Annotated in this window: 17 protein-coding genes; 6 read left to right on the top strand and 11 right to left on the bottom strand. The window is 45.2% G+C overall.

The features are described from left to right. Window positions 1–25 precede the first annotated feature (25 nt). The gene (locus tag KE626_RS02630; protein ID WP_211971324.1) at window positions 26–610 is read right to left on the bottom strand and encodes a hypothetical protein; all 585 of its coding nucleotides are present in this window, start codon (window positions 608–610) and stop codon (window positions 26–28) included. Window positions 611–790: 180 nt separating this feature from the next. Further along, window positions 791–1,855 (bottom strand): peptide chain release factor 1, encoded by a 1,065-nt coding sequence (gene prfA, locus KE626_RS02625; protein WP_211971323.1) that lies wholly within the window; start codon window positions 1,853–1,855, stop codon window positions 791–793. A 100-nt stretch (window positions 1,856–1,955) separates the two neighbouring features. On the opposite strand from prfA, the gene KE626_RS02620 reads away from it, so the two are divergent. Next, window positions 1,956–3,101 carry an amidohydrolase family protein gene (locus tag KE626_RS02620; RefSeq protein ID WP_211971322.1) on the top strand — a complete coding sequence of 382 codons (1,146 nt, stop codon included), beginning with the start codon at window positions 1,956–1,958 and terminating at the stop codon, window positions 3,099–3,101. A gap of 9 nt (window positions 3,102–3,110) precedes the next feature. Then, a complete protein-coding gene (locus KE626_RS02615; protein WP_211971321.1) occupies window positions 3,111–4,214 on the top strand; it encodes a mechanosensitive ion channel family protein in 1,104 nt (367 codons plus the stop codon). A 209-nt stretch (window positions 4,215–4,423) separates the two neighbouring features. On the opposite strand, the gene KE626_RS02610 is transcribed toward KE626_RS02615, so the two are convergent. The 3 genes from KE626_RS02610 to KE626_RS02600 form a co-directional block, all read right to left on the bottom strand. Further along, on the bottom strand, window positions 4,424–4,933 hold the full coding sequence (locus KE626_RS02610) for a thioredoxin domain-containing protein (protein ID WP_211971320.1): 510 nt from the start codon (window positions 4,931–4,933) through the stop codon (window positions 4,424–4,426). Window positions 4,934–4,943: 10 nt separating this feature from the next. Continuing rightward, complete coding sequence (locus KE626_RS34600) at window positions 4,944–5,465, bottom strand: MerR family transcriptional regulator (RefSeq protein WP_249207214.1); 522 nt, start codon at window positions 5,463–5,465, stop codon at window positions 4,944–4,946. A gap of 153 nt (window positions 5,466–5,618) precedes the next feature. Continuing rightward, window positions 5,619–6,590, bottom strand: a complete 972-nt coding sequence (locus KE626_RS02600) for a peptidoglycan DD-metalloendopeptidase family protein (protein WP_211971319.1) — start codon at window positions 6,588–6,590, stop codon at window positions 5,619–5,621. Between the two features lie 354 nt (window positions 6,591–6,944). Here KE626_RS02600 and alaS point away from each other — a divergent pair, with 354 nt between their 5' ends. Both alaS and KE626_RS02590 read left to right on the top strand, forming a co-directional pair. After that, entirely contained in the window at window positions 6,945–9,563 is a 2,619-nt protein-coding gene (gene alaS, locus KE626_RS02595; RefSeq protein WP_211971318.1) for an alanine--tRNA ligase, read from the top strand. Window positions 9,564–9,828: 265 nt separating this feature from the next. Further along, on the top strand, window positions 9,829–10,860 hold the full coding sequence (locus KE626_RS02590) for a PDZ domain-containing protein (protein WP_211971317.1): 1,032 nt from the start codon (window positions 9,829–9,831) through the stop codon (window positions 10,858–10,860). Window positions 10,861–10,967: 107 nt separating this feature from the next. Here KE626_RS02590 and KE626_RS02585 read toward each other — a convergent pair whose 3' ends face one another. Further along, entirely contained in the window at window positions 10,968–12,350 is a 1,383-nt protein-coding gene (locus KE626_RS02585; protein WP_211971316.1) for an aldehyde dehydrogenase, read from the bottom strand. Between the two features lie 110 nt (window positions 12,351–12,460). On the opposite strand from KE626_RS02585, the gene gatB reads away from it, so the two are divergent. Then, the gene (gene gatB / locus KE626_RS02580; RefSeq protein ID WP_211971315.1) at window positions 12,461–13,909 is read left to right on the top strand and encodes an Asp-tRNA(Asn)/Glu-tRNA(Gln) amidotransferase subunit GatB; all 1,449 of its coding nucleotides are present in this window, start codon (window positions 12,461–12,463) and stop codon (window positions 13,907–13,909) included. A 68-nt stretch (window positions 13,910–13,977) separates the two neighbouring features. Further along, the gene (locus KE626_RS02575) at window positions 13,978–15,129 is read left to right on the top strand and encodes a TlpA disulfide reductase family protein (protein ID WP_211971314.1); all 1,152 of its coding nucleotides are present in this window, start codon (window positions 13,978–13,980) and stop codon (window positions 15,127–15,129) included. 131 nt (window positions 15,130–15,260) lie between these two features. Here KE626_RS02575 and KE626_RS02570 read toward each other — a convergent pair whose 3' ends face one another. The 5 genes from KE626_RS02570 to KE626_RS02550 form a co-directional block, all read right to left on the bottom strand. Further along, window positions 15,261–16,742 carry a RagB/SusD family nutrient uptake outer membrane protein gene (locus tag KE626_RS02570; protein ID WP_211971313.1) on the bottom strand — a complete coding sequence of 494 codons (1,482 nt, stop codon included), beginning with the start codon at window positions 16,740–16,742 and terminating at the stop codon, window positions 15,261–15,263. An 11-nt stretch (window positions 16,743–16,753) separates the two neighbouring features. Further along, entirely contained in the window at window positions 16,754–19,915 is a 3,162-nt protein-coding gene (locus KE626_RS02565; RefSeq protein ID WP_211971312.1) for a SusC/RagA family TonB-linked outer membrane protein, read from the bottom strand. 628 nt (window positions 19,916–20,543) lie between these two features. Further along, complete coding sequence (locus KE626_RS02560) at window positions 20,544–21,065, bottom strand: hypothetical protein (protein WP_211971311.1); 522 nt, start codon at window positions 21,063–21,065, stop codon at window positions 20,544–20,546. A 31-nt stretch (window positions 21,066–21,096) separates the two neighbouring features. Continuing rightward, window positions 21,097–22,845, bottom strand: a complete 1,749-nt coding sequence (locus tag KE626_RS02555; protein WP_211971310.1) for a SusD/RagB family nutrient-binding outer membrane lipoprotein — start codon at window positions 22,843–22,845, stop codon at window positions 21,097–21,099. A 2-nt stretch (window positions 22,846–22,847) separates the two neighbouring features. Next, the gene (locus tag KE626_RS02550; RefSeq protein WP_211971309.1) at window positions 22,848–26,009 is read right to left on the bottom strand and encodes a SusC/RagA family TonB-linked outer membrane protein; all 3,162 of its coding nucleotides are present in this window, start codon (window positions 26,007–26,009) and stop codon (window positions 22,848–22,850) included. Between the last annotated feature and the right edge of the window lie 17 nt (window positions 26,010–26,026).

Here is a 26,026-nt window from a genome sequence, read left to right as displayed (position 1 = left end):
AATGAATAAACAAAGGGCGAAAAGATTAACCCAGCAGGTTTTTCAATAACCCGCCAAAACCGCCACCAGGATTTGCCTGTTGCTGTTGTTGTGCACCATTGGATAACAAACTTTTTAAATCATCCAGGTTTACCTGTCCATCGCCGTTTTTGTCGAGGCCGCCAGACAGTCCGCCCAGTATGCTCTGCAGGTTAATGCCCTGTGCAGAACCACCGGTTAATGAATTAAGGATACCATCCAGGCTAAAGCTACCATTAGAAGGGTCACTGGTTTTATTGCCCAGGGAAGCCAGTACGGTAGGAATCAGGCTGGCAGCCAGTTGTGTGGCAGTGCCCTTGTCGAGGTGGAATTTTTCCAGCAGTGTACCAATAAAATTATTGGAGATATTGTTTACTACCGGATTACCGGCAGTAGCCGTATTACCACCGCCGCCTAACAAAGACAAAACGCCTTCGGTGTTACCGTTGGCCAGTTCCTGTTGCAGCCCGGAAGCAATAGACTCGGTAGCTGCGCCGATTACGGCTTCATTTTGTTCATTAGGAACGGCTGGGTTGTTTACAACATCGGCCTGTGCGTGTTCCCGAACGAGGTCCATTAATTGCTCTAACATTTGGAGATGATTTTTAGGGGAAGAAAAAGGTTTTCTGTTTTTAGTGCAGCAGAGATCGTTAAACGACGCCCGCAGATTAAATGTAGGATATTTTGATAAATTACGGATGTGGTTGCGGAAAGATAACAAGGAATATCTTTCCCTGTATCTTCCCGCAACACCAGAGGGGGTTTGCCTGCTTTAGCTGCCCTGTTTCAGTTTTTCGGCGTTTTCCGCAAACTGCAGCGCATCGATCATATCTTTAATATCACCGTTCATAAAAGCGTCCATATTGTAAACTGTCATGCCTATACGGTGATCGGTAACACGCCCCTGCGGGTAGTTGTAGGTACGTATTTTAGCAGACCTGTCCCCGGTAGATACCAAACTTTTACGCTGGGAGGCAATAGCATCTTCATGCTTACGGACTGCCGCCTCATAGATGCGGGTACGTAACATTTTCATCGCAATTTCACGGTTAGAGTGCTGGCTGCGGCCTTCCTGGCATTCTACTACCACACCGGTAGGAATATGCGTAAGCCTTACCGCCGACTCAGTTTTATTTACGTGCTGACCACCCGCACCGGAGGAGCGGAAAGTATCCATTTTAATATCGGCTTCCCTTACGTCTACATCCACTTCTTCGGCTTCCGGTAATACGGCTACAGTAGCTGCAGAGGTATGCACACGGCCGGAGGCTTCTGTGGCAGGTACCCGCTGTACGCGGTGTACGCCCGATTCAAACTTCAGGGTACCATATACATCGTCTCCATTCACTTCCATCACAATTTCCTTGTAACCACCGGCAGAACCGGGATTTTCGCTCAGCAAACTGGTGGTCCAGCCCTTGAGCTCACAGAAGCGGAGATACATCCGGAACAGGTCTCCCGCAAAAAGGCTTGCCTCATCACCACCGGTACCGGCGCGGATTTCAAGGATGGCATTCTTTTCATCCTGGGGATCTTTTGGTATCAGCAGGTTACGGATCTCTTCTTCCAGGGCTGTTTTCTGCTCCTGCAATTCTTCCGTTTCCGCCTTTGCCAGTTCGCGCATTTCATCATCGCCACTGTCCAGCACTTCTTTGTTAAATGCAATATTGTCCAGTAATTTACGGTAGGCATCATATGCCTTCACGATCTTTTCCAACTGCCGGTATTCCTTACTCAGCTGCCCGAATTTCTTGTTATCACTAACAACTTCGGGGTTGGTGAGCGCCATTGATACCTGCTCGAAACGACCTTTTATAGCTTCCAGTTTGTCTATCATAATTATATTTGACTTTTGAGTATCCTTTCCCAAACCGGAAAATGATACTGCCAATCGGGTTGCAAAATTAACACCATTAACTTAATTAAACAGCAGGTAATTGAAACAGATCAAATTAAAGGGAAAAGATATATTTAATGGTACCCGGCTGCTGGGTCCCGGGCATGTGCTGATACTCGATGAAAATGGTGTAGTGGCGGGCATTGTGGCCGAATCGGATGCCGGCGAACAGGTAACAGAACTGGATGGAATATTATGTCCGGGGTTTGTAAACACCCATTGCCACCTGGAATTATCACATATGAAAGGGGTGATCCCGGAAAAAACCGGGCTGCCCGATTTCCTGACCCGGGTCATGCAACTGAGGAATAGCAATACCGCTGACTACAACGCCATGATCGACCAGGCCGAGCAGGATATGTGGGATGCCGGCATTTCGGCGGTGGGCGATATCTGTAACGGCACCGCCACCCTGGTGAAAAAGCAACAGGGCCGGATGTATTACCATTCCTTTGTAGAATGTATGGGAGTGGCCGATGCCGGCGCCAATAGCCGCTACCAGTACAGCATGGACGTGCTGGCGGCTTTCCGGGAAATCGACGATACCCGGCACCGGTGCTCTATTGTGCCGCATGCACCCTATTCGGTTAGTCAAACCCTGTTCGGCCTCCTCGGCAGTACGCCGGCCAATACCCCGGTATGCATCCACAACCAGGAAACGCCGGCAGAAAATGAGTTATTCCAAACAAAAACAGGCGATTTCCTCCGTTTTTACGAGCATTTCGGGATGGATGTCAGCGCCTTCCAACCCACCGGTACCAACAGCCTGGAAGCTTACCTGCCCTACTTCTCCCCAAATAAAATATTACTTGTACACAACACCTTTACTACGGAACAGGATATACGATTTGCACAGCAACAACCATTGGAAACCTGGTGGTGCCTTTGTCCGCAGGCCAACCTGTACATTGAAAACCGCCTGCCGGATATACCGCTGTTCCGGGAACTGAAATGTAATATCACCCTGGGTACTGATAGCCTGGCATCTAACCACCGTTTGTCTGTTTGGGAAGAAATAAAAACCATCCGACATCATTTTCCGGAAATTCCGTTGGAAGAAATACTGCAATGGGCTACTTTTAACGGCGCGAAGGCCCTGGGCATACAGGATACCTACGGCAGTTTCAACACCGGCAATCGGCCAGGTGTTATATTGATTAACCAGGAAAGCAGTAGAATAATTTAGCTGTAAACTATGAACGAGTTCTTAAACAAAGTATTTTTAGACAACCCCGTGCAGGATTACCTGATATTGATCGGCGTATTATTGTTTGTGCTGATTGTGAAACGCTATGTGTCCAAGGGGCTGGCGGCAATCCTGTTCCGGCTGGTGCGGCACTGGTCGCCGCAAATCGACGAAAAAGACTTTGTAAGCCTGCTGCTGCGGCCACTGGAATACTTCCTGTTGCTGACCACTTTCATGCTCACCATTGACCGGTTCACGTTTCCGCGTATACTCAATGTATATGTTTATGGAAAAGCGACCCTGCAAAATGTAACGGATACCCTGCTCGAACTGTTGCTGAGCATGAGTATTATCTGGATTGTATTACGCCTGATCGACTTCATTGCGCTGGTACTGGAAAAGAAGGCGGATCTGACGGAAGATAAAACCGATAACCAGTTCATTATTTTTTTCCGGGATTTCTTTAAGGCCATCGTGTTTATCATGGGTGCAATAGCCTTTATCCGCATCCTGTTCGGTCCCGGATTGGTGGAAAAAATTATTGCGGGCCTTGGTATCGGTGCGGCAGCCCTTGCACTCGCTGCCAAAGAAAGCATTGAGAACCTGATTGGTTCTTTTATCATCTTTTTTGACAAACCGTTTCGTGTAGGCGACAGCGTTAAGGTAGACTCTTACCAGGGCGCTGTAGAAAAGATAGGACTACGTAGTACCCGCATCCGCACCCTGGAAAAAACCTTTGTCACAGTGCCCAATAAAAAAATGGTAGATAGTATCCTGGACAACCTGTCCCTGCGCACCCAACAGCGCGTGGCCATGAAACTGGAGCTGGGCACAGATACGCAGGCAGAAGCGCTGCTCCTGTTTTTGCAGGATGTAAGACAATCGCTGAAAAGCAACAGCAGCGTACTGGAAAACTTTACAGTGAACCTGAATGATTTTACGAAAGACACTTACGTTATCCAAATCATCTTTAACACCTACATTATTGAAGGGAATCAGTATGCGGCTTTGAGGGAATCGGTGAGCTTAACGGTGATCAAGCTGTTGGAGGCCAGGGGAATTAAATTACCTTCTACTACTACAAGTGTAACGATAACGGATGAACGGAATTGAGATCAGGCGGATTTTTTTTCTTGCCCAGGATTAGATAGATTTTGAGGATTTAGGGATTTTTTCGTTTGATGATTTTAAAAAGATTAGCGAAGACAGAAGCGGATGCCGCTTTTATCTTCGCTAATCTTTTTAAATCCTGTAAAAATATAATCCTCAAATCCTCAAATCCTCAAAATCTATCTAATCCTGGGCAAGAAAAAATCAGGCTTTTATTCCTTCTCTTTTGTATCTTTTTCTTTCTTGCTGCTGCTCAGTAAAATGCGGGAGAGATCAGCTTCGATAGATTCTTTGGGAGTGCCAACGATGCGGCCTTCTTCCTTGCCATCCTTGAATACGATGATCGTTGGTAATTTTTTTACTTTATAGTCTACCGGCGCATCTGACTGCAGTTTCTGATCGGCAGCAAACATAACAATCTGTTCGTCGGGGCTGCCACCGGTGATCATTACTTTATAGAGTGCCGGTACTACTTCGCGGCTGGTTTCATCCCAGGTGCCCATTACCACAACCATGTTGAAGTTGGCGCGGTTAGTTTTAATATAATTGAGCATATTATCGTTAGGCTGGTAGCTGTTCACACCTTTGTAGAACCACGTAGTGGAAGTATCATTCATCAGTGTTTTCATATCTATCTTGCCCTTCAATACCTTTCCATCCTGTGCCCAGGCCAGAGATGAGCATAACAGGCCGCCACTCAATAGTAATGTTTTCAATCGCATAATGATTTTTTTATAATTGATCTTTTAGTTCCGTTAAGAAACCCCGTACCTTTAGCAAAGCCTGTACCATTTCAAAATTGCGGGCTGCCAGCTTGTGGTCTTCCTTTAGCTTCTGCTTGGCGCCTTCAATGGTATATTTTCTTTCGCGCAGCAGATGATAAATTAATTTGAGGTGCTGAATATCCTCCTGTCGGAAGAGGCGATCGCCTTTCCTGTTCTTTTTGGGCTGCAGTATATCGAACTCATTTTCCCAATAGCGGATAAGCGAAGTATTCACCTTAAACATGGCTGCAACTTCACTGATCGAATAATACTGCTTATCTAGTACCAATTTATCCAATTCCATAATCAGATCCGGGTCCTCCGATAACTCTTTCAATGATTTACGTCCCCTCTTTTTCCCAGGTAAGGTGGGAGCTACGGCAGCTTTCTTTTTGCTGCTTGCCTTTACTTTTACTTTAGCTGGCACGGTTACCGCGGCTTCGGCAGGATGCGGTATTCCAGGTGTCGAAAAAAGGTCTAGCTGGTGCATCGTAGTAAAAAACGAGGTGACAAATATCTTTTACAAAGATGAAGTTAAGCTTTTAGCCTTTAGCTTTCCGCTTTTGCCACTCATAATTTTTTCACACACCAGTAGTAGTCAGGGCCTGTAACTTCCTAAAAGTTAATGACTAAGGGTATAAAATTAGTCGAACGACTGGTTTCCTGACCTGGCCATTTTCAGCATGCGATCAAATTGTTCGGGAGTAAGGTCGTTAAAGAAGAAGTATACCGGGTCAACTTTCTCGCCGTTTTTCATCACTTCATAGTGGCAGTGGGGGCCGGTGGATTTACCGGTGCTGCCTACCCATCCCAGCACATCGCCGCGTTTCACGGCCTGACCGGCTTTCACTTTCATCCGCAGCATGTGCCCATACAATGTTTTATAGCCGTATCCATGCCGAATTACCACGTGGTTACCATATCCCACATCACTCAAACTGGCTTCTTCCACGGTACCATCGCCGGTGGCGTAGATAGGCGTGCCGCTCGGTGCTGCAAAATCGAGCCCTGCGTGGTATTTCATGGTTTTATAGATAGGATCAATACGATATCCGAAACCGGAGGCTATATGTTTAAGATCTTTATTGGACACCGGTTGAATAGCGGGGATAGAAGCCAGCATCTGCTGCTTATTCTTTACCATCTTATCAATTTCATCATAAGAGGCTTCCTGTGCTTTCACCCGGTTATTCAATTCTTTCAGCAAAACGGAGGTAGAAGCAATGATTTCACTGCTGGCAAAGGATTGCAACTGGGCGGCTTCCTCATCACGCTTTATTTTCCCCAAACGGGTACTGTCCGGGATAGGGGAGGCTTCAAAGATGACACGGTAAATTTCATTGTCGCGGTCTTCCAGTTCAGCGAGCTTTCCCTTCATTTCCTTCATCCGGCCCTGCAGCGCATCATATTTTTCCTTCATTCCTTCCAGGTCACGACGCAGCGACTTCTCCTTGGGAGAGTCGACCAGGCGGTAAGCTATGGAAAGAAAAATTGCCCCGGTAACGATAGCCGCAGACACGAACCCCAGTATTCTCAGGATTTTAACCCGTAGCGATACTACGAGCTTCTCGTATTTTAATGTTTGGGTATTATAAAAATATTTAACCTTCTTCATGCACCAGGGTATACTTTATGCGCCATAGTGCAGTGAACGCTATGACAGCCGATTTATTTCACAAGGAACAAACTTATGGATGGGTATTGTTGGCATTTCTTTTCCCATTGAACTATTTTTGCCGGGTTATACAACCTGTTTTGCATAATCATACCAGTTTCGATATTTTTGCACTCCCTTTAACACGGCGGGAAAATAAGGCGCACAAACCTACTGTAATTAGATTAAAACATCAACCTTTTGAATGTCAATTTTCTAACTACTTTATAAGGGCTTGAAATACAAGTATAAGCCCAAAGCAGGTAAAAACGCCAGTATAAGATAAAAAATACATATTAATTCGTATCAATATTTATGACAGCATCTGAAATAAGACAGCAATTCCTGGACTTTTTTGCGTCAAAAGGGCACCAGATTGTCCCATCTGCCCCTATCGTTATCAAAAACGATCCAACCCTGATGTTCACCAATGCGGGTATGAACCAGTTTAAGGATTACTTCCTTGGCAACCGGGTTCCCCCTAATAAAAGGGTGGTAGACACGCAAAAGTGCCTGCGGGTAAGCGGCAAGCACAACGACCTGGAAGAAGTAGGTATTGATACTTACCACCATACCATGTTTGAAATGCTCGGTAACTGGAGCTTTGGCGACTATTTTAAGAAAGAAGCCATCACCTGGAGCTGGGAATTACTGACAGAGGTTTATAAAATTCCTAAAGACAAACTCTATGTAACTGTTTTTCAGGGAGATGCCAGCGAAAATTTACCAAAAGACGAAGAAGCGTACAATTTCTGGAAACAGCATATTGCGGAAGACCGTATCCTGTTAGGTAATAAAAAGGATAACTTCTGGGAAATGGGAGATACAGGTCCCTGTGGTCCCTGCTCTGAAATTCATGTGGACTGCAGAACCGAAGCCGAAAGAAAAGAGGTAGACGGTAAAACATTGGTGAATGCAGACCATCCCCAGGTAATAGAGATATGGAACAACGTATTCATGCAGTTCAACCGCCTGAAAGATAAATCACTGGAACCGCTGCCTGCCCAACATGTGGATACAGGCATGGGACTGGAGCGCCTGGTAAGAGTGCTGCAGGGTAAAACCTCCAACTACGATACCGATCTGTTTATGGGTACCATCCATACCACAGAAAGCCTGACTGGTAAGAAATATACAGGTACCGACGATAAAAAAGATGTGGCCTTCCGCGTAATTGCAGATCATATCCGCGCCATTTCCTTTACCATCGCCGACGGCCAATTACCATCCAATACAGGCGCCGGTTACGTTATCCGTCGTATCCTGCGCAGGGCGGTACGCTATTACTTCTCCTTCCTGGATGTTAAAAAACCACTGCTGCATGACCTGGTACCGGTACTGGCTGCACAGTTTTCGCATGTATTCCCTGAACTGCAACAGCAGGCAGACTTTGTGAAAAAAGTAGTATTTGAAGAAGAAAACAACTTCCTGCGTACCCTGGAAAGCGGTATCCGCAGGATAGAAGATTATATAAAGAATGCCACTGCTAAAACCGTAGATGGTCAAACCGCTTTTGAGTTGTACGATACCTACGGGTTTCCATACGACCTTACCAGCCTCATTGCCTCAGAAAATGGCTTTACCGTTGATAAAGAAGGCTTTGATGCTGCCATGAAACAGCAGAAAGATCGCTCCCGCGCCGCTACAGAAATGGATACCGGCGACTGGGTGGTATTGGACGAAACGCCCAATTCAGTATTTGTTGGCTATGAGCAACTGGAAAGCACTACCAAACTGCTGAAATACCGCACAGTAAAAGCCAAAGGGAAAGAGCAGTTCCAGCTGGTGCTGGGCCAAACGCCTTTCTATGCTGAAAGCGGCGGACAGGTTGGCGATACCGGCACCCTGCATTTCGGTGATGAAGTAATCCATATTACAGATACCAAAAAGGAAAATAACCTTACCATCCACTTTGCCGACAAACTGCCGGCGCAGCCTGCGGCCCAGGTAAAGGCAACAGTGGCTAAGGATAAGCGTCAAAATACGGAACGTCATCACTCTGCCACCCATTTACTGCATGCTGCACTGCGGCAGGTACTGGGCACGCACGTAGCGCAGAAAGGATCGCTGGTTAACGCAGAAGCCCTGCGTTTCGACTTCTCCCACTTTGCGAAAGTAACCGATGAGGAAATGGCACAGGTAGAGGCGATTGTAAATGAAAAGATCCGCGAAAATATTCCTGTAGTAATCCGGGAACTGCCAAAGGAAGAAGCCCTGAAACTGGGCGCCATGGCATTGTTCGGTGAAAAATACGGCGATGTGGTACGCGTGGTGATCATCGACCCTGCCTACAGCGTTGAATTGTGCGGTGGTACCCATATCAGTTCCACCGGCGAACTGGGACAGTTTAAGTTTGTATCGGAAGGTGCGGTAGCCGCCGGCGTACGCCGCGTGGAAGCTGTGACCGGCGCTAAAGCAGATGCTTTTGTAAACGAACAGCTGCAGCAGCTCAAAGAAATCAAAGCTGCCCTGAAAAACCCGAAAGAAGCTGTAAAAGCCGTGGAAACACTGCTGCAGGACAAAGTCTCTCTCGAAAAACAGCTGGAAGCCCTCGAACTTGAGAAAGTACGTACCCTTGCCACCGGCCTGCGCAATCAGGCTGAGCAAATCAATGGAACCAACTTCCTTGGACAGGTAGTAAATGTAAACAGCGCCGAAGGACTCAAGCAATTGTCTTTCCAGCTGAAAAACGAACTGCCGGACCATATACTGTTGTTCGTAGCTAACATTGGCGGTAAAGCCAGCGTGGCACTGACAATAGACGAAAAGATAGTGGCAGCCAAAGGGTGGGAGGCGCCGAAGTTCATTAAAGAATTTATCGCCCCGTTGATCAAAGGCGGCGGTGGTGGCCAGAAAACCTTTGCTACAGCAGGCGGACAGGAAACAGACAAGCTGGACCAGGTAGTTGCTGCAGTGAAAAAAGCCATTTCTTAGGGAGCGGAAAGCATAAAGGAAAAAGCTATTGCAGGGAATTTTGTCTTTACCAGGATTAACCTGATTTTGATGATTACACGATCTTATTTTCTTGATAAAAAAAGAAAAATCATTAAATCATCAAAATCAGGTTAATCCTGGTAAAGACAAAATTCCCTGCAATAGCTTTTTGCATTCCGCTCCTATTTTTAACTTTTTCTTTCCTCCTTCCCCCTTTAATTTTGCTGCATTGGTTTAAATTTAATCAACAAAACTATTGAGCAATATGAACAGGTTACTGCAAATCCTTACACTGGCAGGCATTTCCTGCTTTATCACGGGCGCGGTATCTGCGCAATCAGCCCAACCACTTAAAAATCAACTGGGAGAGTTTGATGAAATTGTCATCAAGCATAAAAGCAACAAAGACACTAAGGTAACGGTGGAAATCAAAAACGGGGACCTCCTTGTGAACGGAAAAAAAATAGATCAGTACAGTGATCCGGACCTGTCTGTTTTCCGCAGAAAAATTACCCCCAGGGACGGCAACTCCTTTAGCTTCGACAGCGACAATCTCCCAGGCAATTTAGATATGTTTAATGACGATGATAACGACGGCGGCGAAGACCTGTCTATTACACCCAACAAAGCGATACTGGGTGTGATTACAGAGAAAAAGGACGCCACCGGTGTTACCGTCAGCTCCGTTGCCAAAGGCACACCCGCTGATAAAGCCGGCATAAAAGAAGGAGATATTATCACGGCTATTGACAATCAAAAGATCAACGAACCTGCTGAACTTTTTGAGGCAATTGGCAAACACCAGCCGGCAGATAAAATAACGGTGTCGTATACACGTAAGTCAAAAGCCAGCAATGTGGTGGTTACACTGGATGAAAGAAAAGACATGGGTGCAGAAAACTGGAAGCTGTATCCACCCACCCAACCCAGGAGAATGCCCCATCCTTTCACTTTTCCTTCGCCGAACCCACGTGGTGGCGACCAGGGCTTTGGCGGCTGGTTTAACAGGCTGGACGATGGTGTGAAACTGGGTCTGCAGGTGCAGGACACCAACAACGATGAAGGTGCCGAGGTCATTGGCATTGCAGCAGATTCTCCGGCGGAAAAGGCAGGATTTAAAAAAGAAGATATTGTTACTGAACTGGCCGGCAACCCGGTGAAATCTGCCGCAGATCTTTCCAAAGCTTATCGTGAAAACCGAAGCAAAGGAAGTATAACGGCTACGGTTAAACGAAATAATAAAACACAGACACTCGACATACAAGTGCCGAAGAAATTAAATAAAGCGGATTTATAATCTTACTGATTTTTTATCCGGGGCTGATCCTGTTGGGAGCGCCGCCAATATCCTCCGGCGGCAGTACCACAAAAAGGATCAGCCCTTTTTGTACCTCAGCGAACTCTTTACTTCATCACCATTTTCATCATCTTCAGCTTATTCTTAAATGGCGGGTATTTCATCGGTACATCCAGCCAGGTGGCCGTTTTCAGCATACCTTTCTGATGGGTGAAGGTATCAAAACTATATTTGCCATGATATCTTCCCATACCGCTGTAACCTGCACCACCAAAGGGTAATTCAGGATTAGTAAGGTGTACCAGCGCATTATTTACACAACCACCGCCAAACCGTACCTGTTCTATCAGCATTTTTTCGGTTTTCTTGCTCTTTGTAAATACATACAATGCCAGTGGGTATGGGAGCTGTTTAATAGCCTGTATTGCCTGCGGCAGATCGGTGTAGGTGAGAATAGGCAATACAGGACCAAATATTTCCTCCTGCATGACCGGATCCGTCCATTCCACATCATCCAGCAGGGTAGGTGCGATGTATAAATTATCCCGGTCTGTTTCACCGCCCTGTATAATATGTCCTTCCGTGAGGTAACCTGCTACTGTATCAAATCGTTTGCTGTTGATGATCCGGGCATAGTCACCGCTGGTGGCCGGATTCTCTCCAAAAAACTCTGTGATGGCCGCTTTCAGCGCCGCCACCAGCTCTTCCTTTACCTGCTGATGCACCAGTAAATAATCCGGCGCCACGCAGGTTTGACCGGCATTCCAGAATTTACCCCATACAATTCGTTTAGCCGCTACTGTTACATTCACCTTTTCGTCTACTACGCAGGGCGATTTACCTCCCAGCTCGAGTGTAACGGGGGTGAGATGCGGTACGGCCATTTCCATAATTTTTTTGCCCACCGGTATGCTACCGGTAAAAAATACGTGATCGAAGCGGAAGCTCATGAGCATGGGAATTACTTCGGTGCCATCGCCTTCCACCACGGTGATATAGGCCGGGTCAAAAGTGTCTTTGATAAGGGCCGCTGTTACTGCGGCAGTATGCGGCGCCATCTCCGACGGCTTTATAATGGCGCAGTTCCCGCCTGCAATAGCCCCCAGCAGGGGGCTGAGAAGCAGCATAAACGGATAATTCCAGGGACCAATAATAAGGGTAAGTCCCAGTGGCTGCTTGTACACCCGGCTGCTGCTGGGATAGGTTACAAAGGGAGAGGTCACTACTTCGGGCTCCATCCATTGTTTCAGTCCATCCAGTATATAACTTATTTCTTCATATAAAAATCCTACTTCGCTGCCATAAGCCTCCAGGGGGTGCTTATGCAGATCTGCATGCAGTGCCGCAATGATCCGTTCCTCATATTGCTGTATGCCCTTTTTTAACCGTTTCAGCTGCGTTTTCCGGAAAGCATACGGGAGAGTAGCGCCCGAATCAAAATAAACCTGTTGTGCCTGATAAAGCTGACTTGCCTGGGCCTTGCTGATCATAGGGAAGAAAATTTTAAAATGATGCGTATCTCAATTTAGGGATTTATTGGCACCAAATAGCCTGAAATCACGGTATTATTTGAATATATTTGTGGGAATCAGTACGGAAAATGAGAGATATATACAGCAAATATGAGACAGTGATAGGGCTGGAAGTGCACGCCCAGCTGCTTACCGAAAGTAAATTATTTTGTAGCGATAGCGCTGCCTTTGGTGGTGCTCCTAATACGCATATCAGCCCCATTACGATGGCCCATCCGGGTACATTACCCCGGATGAACCGCAAAGCGGCCGAATATGCCATTAAACTGGGACTGGCATGTCATTGTGAAATTGAAAAGGATAACTATTTCGCCCGGAAAAACTATTTCTACCCGGATCTTCCAAAAGGTTACCAGGTTTCACAACATACCGCCCCCATTTGCAAAGGCGGTTATATTACGATTGCGACCGATGCGGGTACCAGGAATGTGCAGTTGAACCGTATTCACCTGGAAGAAGATGCCGGCAAACTGCTGCATGACCAGGACCCGTCCAACAGCTATGTGGATTACAACCGGGCTGGTGTACCCCTGGTGGAAATAGTAACAGAACCGGATATGCACAACAGCGAGGAAGCTTATGCCTACCTCACTGAAATGCGCCGCCTGGTACGTTACCTGGGCGTGTGTGATGGTAATATGGAAGAAGGCAGTATGCGTTGTGATGCCAATATCTCCGTTCGTCTGAAAGGTACTACTACCCTGGGAACCAAGGTAGAAGTGAAAAACATGAACTCTATCCGCAACGTAAAGCGTGCCATAGATAATGAAGTAAAACGGCAAATAGACCTGATCGAGGCAGGCGGCACCCTGGTGCAGGAAACCCGCAGCTTTGATGCCTCTAACGGCAGTTCTTTTTCCCTGCGTTCCAAAGAGGAAGCTAACGATTACCGCTACTTTCCGGAGCCTGACCTGGCGCCATTTAAGCTCACAGATGAGTTTATTGCCGGCATCAGCGCCACTTTACCGGCATTACCAGAGGAGCTGATCGCCAAGTACACCAGCGAATTTGGTTTGCCTGAATATGATGCCCGGGTGATCTGTGACGATAAATCTACGGCGGATTATTACGAAAGCCTGATTGCAGTAACCTCGCAATATAAAGCTGCTGCCAACTGGATGCTGGGTCCCGTTAAGTCATGGCTGAATGAAAATTCAGCAGAAATCAGCCAGTTCCCGGTAACACCGGCAGCACTGGCCTCCCTGATTGCTTTAACAGACGCAGGTAAAGTCAGCTTCTCCATTGCCTCTTCCCGGATACTTCCGGAAATGATACAGTCACCCGCCGATCCGATGGAAATAGCGACCAGGCTGAATTTATTACAGGATAATAATGCCGACAATATTTCGCCCATTATTGATGAAGTACTGGCAAAATACCCGGATAAAGTAGCCGCCTATAGAGGTGGCAAAAAAGGCCTGATGGCCCTGTTTGTAGGAGAAGTAATGAAACTCTCCAAAGGCAAGGCTGATCCGCGCCTTACCAACGAATTACTGGCCGAAAAGCTCAAGGGCTGAAAAAGCATTAATCATAATTAACCTATATTGGGTAGCATTGGTCAGATGAATGTTCAAAAAATAGCAGCATGAAAAAATACTTATTATGGATTTCCGCCGGTGTTTTCCTGGCAGGATGCGCCGGACAAACAGAGAAAGGAGAGTTTAAGATAGAAGGTCATTTTAGTAATCTTCCTTTAGGACCGGTAGTACTGGAGGAACTGACACTGGAAAATGTAAAAGTGGTGGATTCTACCAATATCAAAGATGCCAGTGGAAAATTTTCACTGAAAGGTATGGTGCCGGAACAGGGCCTGTACCGCATACGCTTTGATAACGGCAAATTTGTATTGCTGGCACTCGATGCCGGCGATATGAAAATAGATGGTGACATGGATAAACTGGAGAATATCAAAATCACCGGTTCTGAGCCCACCTCCGAACTGCAGCAGTTCCTGGGCGACATCAGCAAGCAATCCATTTCTCTTACAGAAGAAATGCGCAAACTGGACAGTCTTCATGGCTCCATCCCCGACAGCGCATTCCAGCCGCAACTGGCAGCACTTCAGAAAAAAGAAAAGGATTTTGAAAACAGCTTCTTCCTGATGGCCGATAAAACAAAAAATCCTGCCAACGCAGTATTTGCTATCAGCCAGGTAAGAAATGGTGAAGAGATTGTAGCACATAAACAGGTGATCACTAATCTTACTACCCGTTTCCCCAAAAATACGCTGGTAAAAAGCATGACAGATAAGATAGCTGAACTGGAAAAATCACAACAGGCAGGCGCAGACGCTGCCGGTGGTGAAGAACCTTCTGCCATCAAAGTAGGCCAGGTAGCACCCGACTTTACATTACCGGATCCATCCGGCAAAATGATCAGCCTGAATTCTTTCCGTGGTAAATATGTACTGGTTGATTTCTGGGCCAGCTGGTGTGGTCCCTGCCGCCAGGAAAACCCAAATGTTGTGAAGGCCTACCAACAATATAAAGGCAAAAATTTCACGATACTGGGCGTATCCCTGGATAAAACAAAAGATAAATGGCAGCAGGCTATTAAAGAAGATGGTCTTGCCTGGAATCATGTAAGCGATCTTAAATTCTGGGATTCGGCGGTAGTGCCATTGTACGGTATCAACGCTATTCCTACCAACTTCTTACTGGATCCACAGGGTAAAGTGATTGCCTCCAACCTGAGAGGACCTGCGCTGGAAGCCAAATTGAGAGAAGTGCTCAAATAAGTTATTCATCTTCATAAAGCAGAAGGCAAAAAGCAAAAAGCTATTGAGGCGATTCACCAAAGCGGATATTATTTCCTTTGATGAATCTCCTCAATAGCTTTTTGCTTTATGCTTTTTGCCTTCCGCTTCTTCTACAGCGGATTCTGTTCCAGCTTTGGATTCGCATTTACTTCATCCTGAGGGAACAACCATTGCCAGTTCACTCCACCTGCAGGTACTTTTAATACCAATGCCAGGGCGGCATCGTGATTGGAACCACTTCTGTCAACAGACAGGTTCTGACGTTTCAGGTCAAAGAAACGGAAACCTTCGCCCCACAATTCCAGGCGACGTTGAATGGCAATTTCATCTTTCAAAGCCTGGCCGGTGTTGGAAGATTTTACATAGTTAACATCCCTGTTATGCGCCAGTGTATACAATGCGTCTGCAGCATTACCTTCCTGTCCCAGCTGTGCTTTAGCTTCTGCATCGATCAGGTACATTTCAGCCAAACGCATATAAGGTACATCTCCCACACTGCTGCTGCTTCCCTTTGCCACAAACTTCTGGTTCATGTAAGGATACTTTTTGAAATCAGCAGTAGGCAAAGTAAATTTCTTACCGGTAGAGTCCCACAGCTGTCCGCGTATATCCGTTGCCGTTAAGTTTGCATACAGTGTTTTACTGATCGCTTTTGGATTGCTACGGATATTTGTAGAGCTGAAGTTAACAGACATATAAGCAAAAAAACCGTTGAATGCAGTGGTCTGATCATCCGTGGGACGGCTGGCCCAGATCCATTCTGCATTTTCAGCATTGTTAAAACCTCTTACATAATCAGTATTGCTCATCAGGCTGTAACCACCTTTGTTAATTACCACTTCTGCATTTGCAGCAGCGCCGGCCCAATCCTGCATGGTTAAAGCAACGCGCGCTTTGATACCATATACTACGATTGAGTCAAAGTGAGATTTAGCCGCACGGCTATAACCACTCAGATTTGCTAACGCATCGTTCAGATCTTTATTTACCTGGGTGTATACAGCTTCTACAGTAGCTCTTGGCTGCGGTTCAACGGTGAACATAGTTAACAGCGGTACGCCTGGCTGATTATTAGGTTTGGCAGCAGCATTATACCGGATGCCGAATAACTGCACCAGCATATAATGTGCCCATGCTCTGTAAGTAAGGGCCTCGCCTTTGATAGCCTTCTTATCGGCATCGCTGCCATTTACGCCATCCACCTGGCTAATGATCTTGTTGGCATTAGCAATGATCCTGTAATAGAAATAATAAACAAACTTTAGATGGGTGGCACTGGTATTGCGGTGCATCGTCCACTGGTAAGATGCATTAAACCATCCGTTACCGGCGCTGGTCATTACCAGGTCTTCTCCGAGCATATCTCCATCGATCATAACGGTTGACTGACCAGTTTGATCCTGGTTATCATATGCACTGTACATCGCCCTGTGAATACCATTGAGAGCAGCCCATGCACCTTTGGTATCAGTAAACACCTGACCTTCTTCCACGGCTTCTGTAGGAGATGTGTTAAGATAATCTTTCTTGCAGGATGTAAGCGTTGCGCCAGATACTGCAAATGCAATGAATATATATAGTATCCTTTTCATTCTTTCAAATTTTAGAGAGTAATGTTCAAACCGGCACTAATAATACGGGCAGGCATGTATACATTCGAAGTAACGCCGGTAAATGCCTGCGCAACGTTCATACCTTTACGCGCACTGAAGAGCGCCAGGTTTTCACCACTGAGGAAAACATTAGCAGCGCGTACATGTGCTTTTTTAGCATATGCTTCCGGAACCGTGTAACCCAGTTTTGCTGAGCGGAAGTTCAGGAATGAAGCACTGGTTAACCAACGGTCAGACGTAGCTGCGTTGAAGTTGGTTGTCTGGCTCTGGTCCATGCGTGGCACATCTGTGATATCGCCAGGTTTCTGCCAGCGTTTCAGTATATCGGTAGATAATGCATTACCATAGCTGCCGGCATTCATCAATGATGCATAAGTAGCATCGTACACTTTACCACCTACCTGGAAGGATATCAGGAAGGAGAGCTGGAATTGTTTGTAGTTAAAGGTGTTGTTGATGCTACCATACATATCGGGAATGGCACTACCTGCATAGTGATACTTGGCATTATTGATATTAGTAGTTACAATATCACCGTTTTTCATGGTGCGAACACCTGCACCGGTTGGATTATTAGCAACATACAATGCAGCACCATCAGCTGGATCTACACCGTACCAGTCGCGTAACCAGTAGTCATATATAGAATGGCCTATTGACAATTTCTTGGTTGACAAAATAATTTCAGGTTGCGGCAATTTGGTCAACTCATTCTTTAAGGTACTCAGGTTCAGATCTACTGTCCAACCAAAATTTTTCTTACGGAAAACTTCGCCTGTTAACTGTAACTCCACGCCCCTGTTCACCATAGAACCAACGTTAGTGGTTTTGGAAGAGATACCACTGGAGAGCGGCAAAGGAAGATCGAATAACAGGTTATCTGATCTGCGGTTAAAATATTCCACACTACCGGTTAACCTGTTATCCAGTAAGGCAAAATCAACGCCTGCGTCGAAGCTTTTATTTGACTCCCATTGAATATTCTGGTTACCTATTTTAGAGAAGAATAAACCCGGCTCCAATGCATTATTATAGCCCAGTTTATAGAGCGACTGCCATGCATAATAGATGGGCGTTGCAACCCCATTAGCGTCTACCTCTATTACAGCATCATTACCTGCGGTACCATAGGAAGATCTCAGTTTTAGCATGTTGATCCAGCTGATATTGTGGATGAAGTTTTCTTTATCCATGCGCCATCCTGCACCAACAGAGTAGAAGTTACCCCAGCGATTGTCTTTGTAGAACCTGGAAGTTCCATCGCGACGGAATGCTGCTGAAACAAAGTATTTCTCATCGTAATCATAGTTAACACGGGAGAAATAACCTTCTGTTCTGTATTGTCTTTTATAAGAATACAGGTTGTTGGTAGTTGTAAAATTATATAGTTCGGAATTACCGAGAATTACCTGGGACTGGCGTTCTCCATAGATGTTGTTACCAGTTTGGTCATAATTTTCGTGACCCAATAACACACCAATAGTGTGAGGACCGAAGGTCTTATTATAATTCAGCAACTGGTTAAGTGTATAGCTGGTAGTTTGTGTACTGGTACGGCTTCCAAGGCCTCCTGGTGCGCCATCGCCAACAACTGTATTCCAGTAAACATTGGCTCTGTAGTTGGTAACGTCTACACTCAGATTGGTAGTGAATTTAAAATTCCTGAGGAAAGATATTTCTCCAAATGTTCTGCCACTAAGGATATTACGGCTGAAAGAGTTGTCATTCAGGAGGTTTTCACCAACGGTATTACGCCCCGGAGAGGCTGCGGAACCGCGTGAGCCCCCAACGTCAAAAATTCTGTCACCGTTTTTATCCAATACATAAGCGCCGGTAGCATCATGTTGATATACCGGGTAAATTGGGCCGATGTTACGTGCAAAGAAGATCGGGTTTACATAGCTGGTGCTGCTGGTAACATCGGTCTGGTTTGACTTTACAAATGTACCAGACAGGTTAACACCGGTTCTGAACCAGTCGGTAGCCTGCGTATTTACATTAATACGACCGCTGATACGCTGAAAATCAGAATTGATCACATAACCTTTATCGCTCAGGTAGTTCAGCGAAGCGAAGTAGTCTGTTTTTTCCGTGCCACCGCTGTAGTTAATACCATATTCGCCGCGGGCACCTGTACGGGTAACTGCTTTTTCCCAGTCCAGATCATCCGGATAGAGGAGTTCTGCATTAGGATTCAGTTTTCCGTCAACGCCTACGATAGCATTGTCTGCTACGTTAAATGGATTATATCCCAACATGTCCTTGATGCCTTTTGCGCCGGCAACCAACCCGGAAGCACGTCTGTTGGCAACATCCAATGCGGTACCGCCGGTCACGAGAGCATTACGTTGTGCTTCCCAGAGCAATGGATAATACTCTTTTGCATTCACCCTGTTATATTCAGGAATACCGCGGGTGTTAAAGCCCTGTATAGCATTTACCTGCAACTGGTTACGTCCGTTTTTACCTTTCTTGGTAGTAACAATGATTACACCATTGGCGGCACGGGAACCATACAGAGAAGAAGAGGATGCATCCTTCAGCACAGAAATGCTTTCGATATCAGCTACGTTCAAGCTGCTCAGGTTACCGGAATAAGGTACACCATCCACTACATACAAAGGATCACTGGAAGCATTTACAGACCCGAATCCACGGATACGAATGGCCGGACCATCACCTGGCTGACCACTTCCCGCATTTGTTTGAATACCGGGAGCAGCTCCATCCAATGCAGTAGCAATGTTGGAAATAGCCCTGGTAGCAAATTTCTTACTATCAATCTGTGTGGTAGCACTGGTATTGGAACCTTTCTTGGTAGTACCATAAGCAATTACCACCACTTCACTCAAGCCCTTTTCATCGGCGCCCAGTTTAATATCGATATTGTTTTTACCTGCGCTGGCTACTTCTTTTGTAGAGAAGCCAACAAAGGTAAATTCCAGTACCGGGTTACCGGTAACGTTCAAAGAGAACTTTCCCTCGGCGTTAGTGGTAGTACCGGTATTGGTGTTCTTAATTTTTACAGTTACACCAAACAATGGTGCACCATCCTTGGCATCAGTCACCTTACCGGTGATAGGTCGCGTTTGTGCGTGCGCCTGGATAACGCTGATGGCCGCAACAAGCAAGAGCAGCAATGCTTTCTTCATAAGCGATTTAGATTTGAAATAAAATATAACACAGCAAAAAAACTCGATTACAGGCATAGCAATGCCGTTAGGCATCCTACCTTTATTTTAACCAACATATATATACGAAATAACGGATCCGGCGCGCCAATGGCGCACTGGTGGGTACTACAGTAACGTAAGCGTTATCTCATAAGCGATTTAAAAACCAAATAACAAGTTAGTCAGCATATTGCGGCACATGGGTGCGGTCAAATACCTGTTAATTTCTATCGTTGTCTCCTGTAATCAGAACGTACTGGAAATGAATTCGCTCTATCATCCCGGAAAAATTACTCCTTCCTGGAATGCCATTCCTGGTTTACAAGTGTTTAATCCCTAAATTTTCTCTGGAAAAAGTTGTTGCGAACTTATTCCTCATAAGCAAATACTAGTCTCTCTATAAGCTCAACTTCGGTTTATCGTGTTGTAATACAGAATAATTCAATGTGGTTCTCGATTTCGGTCCATCAAATTTTCATGATGAGCGCAAATATAACTAAATGGATTTGTTTTAACATAACATTTTTGTGGGAGGGCAAAAAAATATAAAAACAAAAAAAGCTGTCTCATTTATTTGAGACAGCTTTTTTTATTTTTTGCCAAAACGTTATGGTTTCAATTTCACCGGATACGTTACGTTCAAACTGGATCCGGCATAACTGTTCACTTCCGCAGTATACGAATTTCCAAACGGATTGAAAATAGGAACCACCAAACCACTATTCATATAAACATCTGCTCCTATTTTAAAAACATCTCCCGTTTTCAGATTACCGACTGTTATTCCAAAAAGTGCGGCTAACTGCTCTGCTGTAACTGTAATGGAAGTAGGATACGTAGTCACATCGGCTTTCAGCGTTTTTACTTTTGTTTTGTCTCCATTAAAGATGACTACTACATCCATTTTCTTAGGACGTTCATCATTTGCAAAATAAAGACCTACGCTGAATTTTCCTTGAAATGTGGCAACGTTAAAGATAGAATCATTAGACCCTGCATCTATTTTTACCAAGGGAATAGCTCCCTTTTTCATATCAGATGGAAGTTTTGGATTCTGATCTTTTTTGCATCCAGTTATTGCAGCTCCACTGATCAGTATCAATATTATAAACGTCGTTATTCTATTCATGGTAATTTTTTTTTCTGCATAATAATCATAATCAGTTCTTATCCCAGAACACCGGATATGAAGCTGGTTTTTTTTGTGCCGGGGCATTCTTATTTACATTCAAATCAAGGCTGCTCCACGGTAAGGACAATGGATATCCAACACTTAATTGTACAGGAATAGAAGCCTGATTACCCGCAATTGTGGGATCACCTTTTAATGGGGGTTGTAATCTACCTCCAGGCGCCTGCGTTTGATTATTAGGATCAAAGAGAATGGGGTAGCCTGTTCTTCTGTAATCTGTATACTGATCAACACTGTTACCGAAACTTGAAATCCATTTTTGCGTCATGATAATCTCAAGTTTTTTAGCCGGAGATCCATTGTCATATTCTGACAATACTTTTGCCGTGTAGTTTGCAACGTCGGCGCTGCCTTTCAGGATAGGTACCTGCTGCTTGGATGCAAGTGTTACAACAAAGTCAACCTGCTGAAATGACTCCGCTATCGCAGCCTGTAGCTTAGCTCTTGGATCACCAGGCAGTACACCTGCATTCATCAGCTCTGCTTCGATATAAAGTCTGTCTGCATAAGTCAGCATTCTAAATGGCGCAGCTCCGGTAGCCATGCTGGCATCTACAACTCCTGTATCTCCTACAGCCTGGAAGCGGCCCCCAACAGGATAGATACCAAACATTGTCAGGGAAGCATCCTGCGCACCATCGCGGTTGGAGCTTACAGAGCCAAAAGCAATGGAAACAAAACCACTGTCCCTATAATCTGTACGATTTGTTGCTTTGCTCTTATAATGCAATTGATTATAAAAATAGTAGGGCAGTCTTGGATCCTGGTTACCTGTGAAGATGGTTTTATTATACCCCCTCAAAATTTCATAAAACCAAGGACTCATATAATGGGTACGTTGACTGGCAAAATACTCGTTAAACCCGGGGTTACGATCATCTGGAGTCGAGGTCCGACCATAAATAAACATAAAGCTTTCACCAATACTGCTGATCATCTTATTCTCTGCTTCCAACGCAGCCACCTGTGTAGATACGTTTTGTACCAATCTAATCTGGTTATACAATTTCAGTTTGAGTGTGCGGGCAAAATTTGCCCACTTGTATGTATCTCCTCCATAAAAAAGATCATCTCCGGCAGGAACAAGGGGATTAGCCGCGTCTACGCTCAAATTAGCAATGCCTTCATCCAGCAATGCAAATAACTTAGGATAAATATCAGCCCCCTTATCATATTTGGGATACCGAATACCCTCTGTTAGAAACTTATTGGCCTCTGAATAGGGAATATCTGCAAATGCGTCTACAAACTGACTTAGCGCATATGCTTTCATAATTTTTGCGATACCTACATAGATCATATTTTTATTAGCGGTACCCTGGGAAATAATTGTTTCCACATTCTGCAGGGTACCTAATACATCAGATCCAACCTGAGCGGCCCCGCTGCTATACATATCGGTCCAAGAACCTGTAATGTTCACATCATTTCCATCAACGCCATATTGATCCTGAGATTCACGTACACATATCTGGTGCATGTATACAGAAAGCACCTCGGTTAACCCTCTTGCACCTCTATTATCATTTGTGAACCCCAGTGCATAAGAAAGCCCTTGTTGTGCCGCAGTTAACAAACGATTTTCGGTAGTTTTTGCCGCATAGTTAGGATCCTTATTTATATCCAAAAAACCTTTAGTACACGCTGTTAAAAGTATCAGCGCCCCTAAAAACAAATATTTCGATCTTTTCATAAATTCCGGTTTTGACTTGTTCATAATTAGAAACTAACTTTCAGATTCACACCAAAACGGCGGGTTGTAGGTGCACCGGATAATTCAATGCCTTGAGTAGTAGTATTACCAAAGCTGTTGGTTTCCGGGTTGAAGTTAGTATACTTCGGGAAATTAGGTGCAACATACCAAAGGTTCCTTCCGGTCAAAGTAATCGTTAAGCCGCCGATAGGAGTTCTGTTAAAGAGGCTCTTAGGAAAATCATACCCAATTGCTACTTCACGCAAAGTATACACCGTCGCATCATATACATTCCATTCAGTAGCAGAGTTAATCGCAAAGGATTCTCCAAAATACATTTCACGCAGACTGACATTCGTGGTATTAGGAATTTTTTCTCCTTTACTATCAAGGATAGGTTTGCCTGTATTGGCATCTCCATAGTAACCCGGGATAACAAAACCAGTTTCACGGTCTTTGGTATCCTTTGTTACACCACGGCCCAGGAGGCTGCTGGTTGTCACAGAATACATATCGCCACCTTTAGTCAGATCAAACAGTACATTCAGGAAAATACCTTTGTAATTAAGAGACGTACTTAAACCAGTTTTAAAATCAGGGTTAGGATCGCCAATCATTTGCTGTTCTGTATTCCTTATCAACAAACCGGTGGTTGGATTAATCAGCAAATTCCCCTTGTCATCGCGGTAATCCACCGTTCCCCGCAGGTAGCCGAAAGGCTTACCCGCTTCCAGGTAGGGAGAAATCTCGGTGAGTACCGGAAACAGTTCAATCCTTTCCACACCCGGCAACAGCGATACCACCTCACTCTTATTCTTTGTAAATACCCAATGTAGCGACCAGGTGAAATCTTTGGTTTTAACCGGTATTACATTCAGATCCACCTCAATACCTTTATTGGATATTTCGCCGAAGTTCTCATAAAATTTCGTGAACCCGGAAGACGCTGGCAGCGAAATGGGCGCAATCTGATTAGTGGACTTCCTGTTATACCAGGCAAAGTCCAATGCAATCCTTCTATCAAGGAATTCGAGCGTGGTTCCCACTTCAACATCCTGTGTAAACTCAGGTTTCAGATTGGGGTTGTTGGCTGTAGGTGATTGAATTACCCCGGAAACACCTAAAATAGGTGCATTCAAACGAAACACGTTCTGCAAGGAATAAGGGTCAGCGTCTCTACCCACCTTAGCCCAGCTTGCTCTGATCTTACCAAAGTTAAGTACATGACTTTCCATACCCAACGCCTGTGTAAACACGAATGATCCTGATACACTCGGATAGAAATAACTTCTGTTATTCGACGGCAATGTAGAGGACCAGTCATTTCTTCCGGTAACGGAGAGGAAAGCCCAGTTTTTGTAACCCAGTTCCAGATCAGCAAAAATACCCCAAAGACGTCGTTGTGAATAGACACCTCCGTTAGGCAGCACTGTTTTCGTATTGTCCAACGTATAAATTCCTGGTGATACAATTTCATTACCGAGGAACAACCTATCACGTGATGTGCGCTGATTTACGTTATGACCGACGATGGCCTTGAAATCAAAATCCTGATTTCTTAATTTAGGAGTGATCGTTGCAATCAGGTTGGACTCAATTTCCTGGAACTGGTAGTTGTCTTCCGTGATCCTTCCCCGTCCTTCTGCAGCACGTGATCCAATATCAGTCACTTCGCGCCGGAAGAGATTATTGGTGTTAGCTCCTATCTGGTAAGAAAGCCCCAGCCAATCTCCCACGTTATAGCCAAATTTAATTCCGGCCACATACCTGTCTGTATTAGTCGTCACCGTATTATGCCGGAATGACCAAAGCGGATTGTCATATTGAGCAGAACTGGTAGACACTGGAAAATCATTGGCATCATGATCTGGTAAACCCGCGATGTTCCAGTTCCTGGCTAGGAATAGATTTCTAGCGAAAGAGGATGCTGCTCCATCAACCTGGTTTTCACCAAATACGCTACCCAACTGGTTAGTCCGCGAATAAGAGAAATTACCACTTACTGTTAAACCCATATCCAGCTTAGTTTGTCCGCCCACACTGAGACTAGCCCTATTAAAACTGGAAGAAGGCACATAACCGTCCTGGTTTAGATAAGATGCAGTAATACTCACAGAGCTTTTTTCTGTGCCCCCGTTAGCAGAAACGGAATTTTCAAACATCGACCCTGTTCTGAAAAGATCCTTAACGTTATTAGGATAAGCCTTGTAAGGCGTTTTGCCTGTTGAGGAAAACAACTCAGGAAATGCTGTCAGGTAGTCTGTCCAGGCTGGAATAGAATCCAAGGTACCAAACTTAGGTCCCCAGGAACCATTCGCAGGCTGATAGTTGAATTGACTACCTGCACCAAAATCATTCTGATAATTCGGTAAACCTGCTACCTTTTCAAAAGCCAGGGAAGAACTATAAGTTACTTCGAGTCCTTTTTTAGACCGGCCTGCGCTTCCTGATTTCGTAGTGATAACAATAGCACCATTGGAAGCTCTTGAACCGTACAAGGCAGCAGCTGCTGCTCCTTTCAATACGTTCATACCGGCAATATCGTTAGGATCAAGGGATGAAAGTCCGCTCGAATAAGCACCACCACCGGAGGTTTGACTGGAGGTGGTTACCTGGTCATTGTTATATGGAATACCGTCAACAATGATTAATGGTTCGTTGTTTCCAAAAAAGGAAGTATTACCACGGATGTTGATACGGGTGGCCGCACCTGGCGTACCTTGTGAGGTACGGATGTCCACACCCGCTACTTTACCCTGTAATCCTTTTAACATATCAGGTTCTGACTTTTGCAGGATCTGATCGGGTTTCACCTGTGTAAGGGAATAGCCAAGCGCTTTCTCATCACGCTTAATACCAACTGCGGTTACTACTATTTCACCCAGTTGTTTCTTGTCTGCTTCCAGCGTTTGATCAACAGTGCTGCTGCTTCCAACGGGTACTTCTTTGGTTAGGTATCCTACAAATGAAAATACCAATGTTGAATTATTATCAACATTCGCAATTTTGTAAGACCCATCGCCGGCTGTAAAAACACCTTTCGATGTACCCTTGATTACTACAGTTACTCCGGGGAGTGCGGAGCCATCTTTTGCATCTGTAACTCTTCCGCTGATCGTTCGTGTTTGTGCAAATGCGTTGAGGACGCAACCACACAAAAGCAGCCATAGAAGTAGCTCTTTTTTCATAAGCGATTTTGTTTTGA

This window comes from Chitinophaga hostae (assembly GCF_018224885.1).
GTDB lineage: Bacteria > Bacteroidota > Bacteroidia > Chitinophagales > Chitinophagaceae > Chitinophaga > Chitinophaga hostae.
The sequence above is the reverse complement of the archived record's forward strand: the minus strand, read 5'-3'. Positions and strand labels throughout refer to the sequence as shown.